This is a genomic window from Streptomyces sp. NPDC046197 (assembly GCF_040646295.1).
GTDB lineage: Bacteria > Actinomycetota > Actinomycetes > Streptomycetales > Streptomycetaceae > Streptomyces.
Window position 1 is genome coordinate 1 of the sequence record NZ_JBEYZY010000088.1, and the last position, 3,026, is coordinate 3,026.

The 3,026-nt window shown below is 67.3% G+C and carries 3 protein-coding genes and 1 pseudogene; all 4 read left to right on the top strand.

Going from position 1 to position 3,026, the window contains the following annotated elements; translation table 11 throughout:
- The first annotated feature begins 238 nt into the window (after positions 1-238).
- Positions 239-1,504 carry a cytochrome P450 gene (locus tag AB0A61_RS40915; RefSeq protein WP_361304671.1) on the top strand — a complete coding sequence of 422 codons (1,266 nt, stop codon included), beginning with the start codon at positions 239-241 and terminating at the stop codon, positions 1,502-1,504.
- Entirely contained in the window at positions 1,491-1,928 is a 438-nt protein-coding gene (locus AB0A61_RS40920; protein ID WP_361304674.1) for a helix-turn-helix transcriptional regulator, read from the top strand. The genes AB0A61_RS40915 and AB0A61_RS40920 overlap by 14 nt, the downstream gene beginning before the upstream one ends.
- Positions 1,915-2,565, top strand: a complete 651-nt coding sequence (locus AB0A61_RS40925; RefSeq protein ID WP_361304677.1) for a hypothetical protein — start codon at positions 1,915-1,917, stop codon at positions 2,563-2,565. Before AB0A61_RS40920 ends, AB0A61_RS40925 begins: the two co-directional genes overlap by 14 nt.
- A pseudogene (locus tag AB0A61_RS40930) lies at positions 2,558-3,026 on the top strand (hypothetical protein); the annotation flags it as partial. The gene AB0A61_RS40925 and the pseudogene AB0A61_RS40930, both read left to right, overlap by 8 nt.

Sequence of the window (3,026 nt, forward strand, 5' to 3'; positions counted from 1 at the left end):
CACAGAAGGTCATACACGGCCTACCGAATGAAAGCCCCCAAACAAGGACAGGAACGAGAGCCGCATACAGGGCCTGACCTGTATAAACGCCCTCTGAGAGCCTATCAACGCCAGGGGGCCGGACCGGGGTTGATCCTGGTCAGGGAAGATGCGTCATGATGCGAAGGCGCCCAGCTGCCGGTGCAGCGGCCCGCTAGGCCGGGGCGTCCCGGCCACGACCTGAAAGGGCACAACCACCATGCCGGACGGCACCACCTTCGACCGAGCGGCCTCGCTGGCCGCCGACCCCTACAGGACTGCGGCCCGGCTGCGGCGCGACGCTCCCGTAAGTCCGGTCACCGGGCCGGACGGGTTACGTTTCTGGCTCGTCACCCGCTACGCCGACGTCAAAGCAGCCCTGGGCGACCCCCGGTTGTCCCTGGACCGCCGCAATGCGCTGCCCGGCCAGTACCGGGGCATGTCGCTGCCTCCGGCACTGGACGCGAACCTGCTCAACATGGACCCACCCGATCACACCCGTGTACGCCGCCTGATCGGTCCGGCGTTCAGCGGCCGCCGTGTAGAGCAGCTGCGAGCACCGATCCAGCGGATCGCCGACGAACTCATCGACCACATAGCCCCGCTGGGCCGCGCGGACCTCGTGGGCTCCTACGCCGCTCCGCTGCCGATCGCGGTCATCTGCGATCTGCTCGGCGTTCCCGCGGTGTGCCGCCCCGATTTCCGCGCCTGGACCGACGCCCTGACCGCCCCCGACCCCACCCAGCCCGAACGGGCCAAGGACGCGGTCGCAGGCCTGTGGCGGTTCTTCACGGAGCTCATCGCCGACAAGCGCCGTCAAGGCGGCGACGACCTGCTCACCGACCTGATCGCCGCGCGTGACCGCGAGGACCGGCTGACCGAGGACGAGCTGACCTCACTGGCATTCCTGATCCTCTTCGCCGGGTACGAGAACACCGTCCATCTGATCGGCAACGCCGTCCTGGCTCTGCTGGACCACCCCGAGCAAGTCGCGCTGCTGCGTGACGATCCGGGGCTGATACATGACATGGTGGAGGAACTGCTGCGATACGACGGGCCGGCGCCGCTGGCGATTCGCCGCTTTCCCACCGAGGACGTTGAGATCGGCGGTGTGCTCATCCCTGCGGGGGAGACCGTGCTGCTGTCCCTGGCCTCCGCCAACCGGGACCCCGCCCACTTCGCCGACCCCGAGACCCTGAACGTGTACGGGGCCTCGGGAGGGCATCTCGCGCTCGGCCACGGCATCCACTACTGCCTGGGCGCGCCCCTGGCTCGTCTGGAGACTGCCATCGCCCTGGAAACAGTGTTCCGGCGCTTGCCCGGCCTCGCGCTGGAGGGTCCGCGGGACGAGGTGCGCTGGCGCCAGTCCATGCGATCGCGCGGCCTGCTCTCGCTCAATGTGGTGTTCGGCACCGGAAACACCGATGGCCGTGATGCATCAGCCGGGACACCTCTTGGCGAAGGCGAGAACCGTGTCAGCCGCTGAGAGTCAAATCGCCGATCGGCTCAACCACCTGTTCGAGCATATACATCCGCCAGGCAAGCCCTACACGAACGCCCACGTGGCCGGGCAGGTCGGCGTCTCCGAGCAGTACATCTCCATGCTGCGGCGGGGCAGGCGCAGCAAGCCGGACCTGGATCTTTTGAAGAGGATCGCGCGGTTCTTCGGTGTCCCTGAAGGCTTCCTGGCCGGAACGATGAGTGGGGAGGACGCGGCCAAGACCGAGGAGGAGATCAAGGTCCTGGCCGCCATGCGCGATGCCCGGGTGCGGGCGATCGCACTGCGTGCCGTCGGCCTGCCCCCTGCGGTGCAGGACAGCGTCTCCGAGATCATCACCCGCTTCCGGCAGCAGATGGGCCTTCCCCCGGACCCTGGCGATCCCACCGGGGAACGACGTGAGTCCCCATGAGCCGGCACCGGGCGAGGGCACAGGCCCGGAAGAAGCTCTGCGCTTCTGGGACATCCCTGACAAGGACGGTTCAAACATGAGCCGGGGCATCAGGAAGGCCCGGCAGCGTTGCCAGGCGGTGATAGCCGAGCTCCGTCTGCCGCCGGAGGCTGGGCTGGAGAAGACCTGCGAGCACGTCACCCGCCAGATCGGCCTGCCGATCCATACCCTCACCATGCCCCTGGGCGGAGTGACCTCGGGGATGACCATCCTCGCGGACGACGAATTCTGGATCTGCGCCGACCAGGACACCTCCCCCTGGCATCAGGCCCACGTCATACGACATGAACTCGGACACCTTCTGATGGGCCATGAAGAAAGGGCCGCTGTCACCGAAGACGCCCTCTCGTTGTGGGCGCCCTCCCTGGATGCCCGCGTCGCCATGCGCCACATGGGCATCGGCACCCTGTACCGGCGCCACCACGCCTACGACAAGCCCGCCGAGCTGGAGGCCGAAATCATGGCCGGCCTGCTGGAAGAGAGGATGAGTCCACACCTCTCCAAGCCCGCCCCGCTGCAGGGAAAGGCCCTGCACATCGCCGCACTGCTCAGCCCGGTGCTGCAACACACCCCCCGAGGGGCAGGCCACGGTGCGTGACGCCCTGTACCTGTCCATCGCCGCGTCCGCCTGGACAGCCGCCGCCTACAAGGCGCGGGCCTGGCTCCGCGACCGTGAGAACACGTCCCTGGCCCTCATCTCCGGAATGATCGCCGCGATCGGCCTGCTGATGTCTTTATCCAGCCCTCGCCTCTACACCGCCTTCGACCAGGCAATGGGCGTCGCGAACCTGGCTATGGCCATCATCTACTCCAGCGCGGTCCTCTTCGTCATCGGCGCCCGCACCCTCCTGCTGGACTGGATGAACAGCACCCGGCAAGCGGACACCACACAGGCCCGGAACCGAACCCTCATGACCATCGCCGCCATCGCGGCCGCCTGGACGGGAGCCCTCGTGGGTTTCGCCTTAGACGTCATCTCATTTGGTGAGTCTGCGATAGCAGATGAGGGTGCAGGCGATGCTGGTGAAGGCAAGGAAGTGCTCGGCTTTGCGCTCGTAG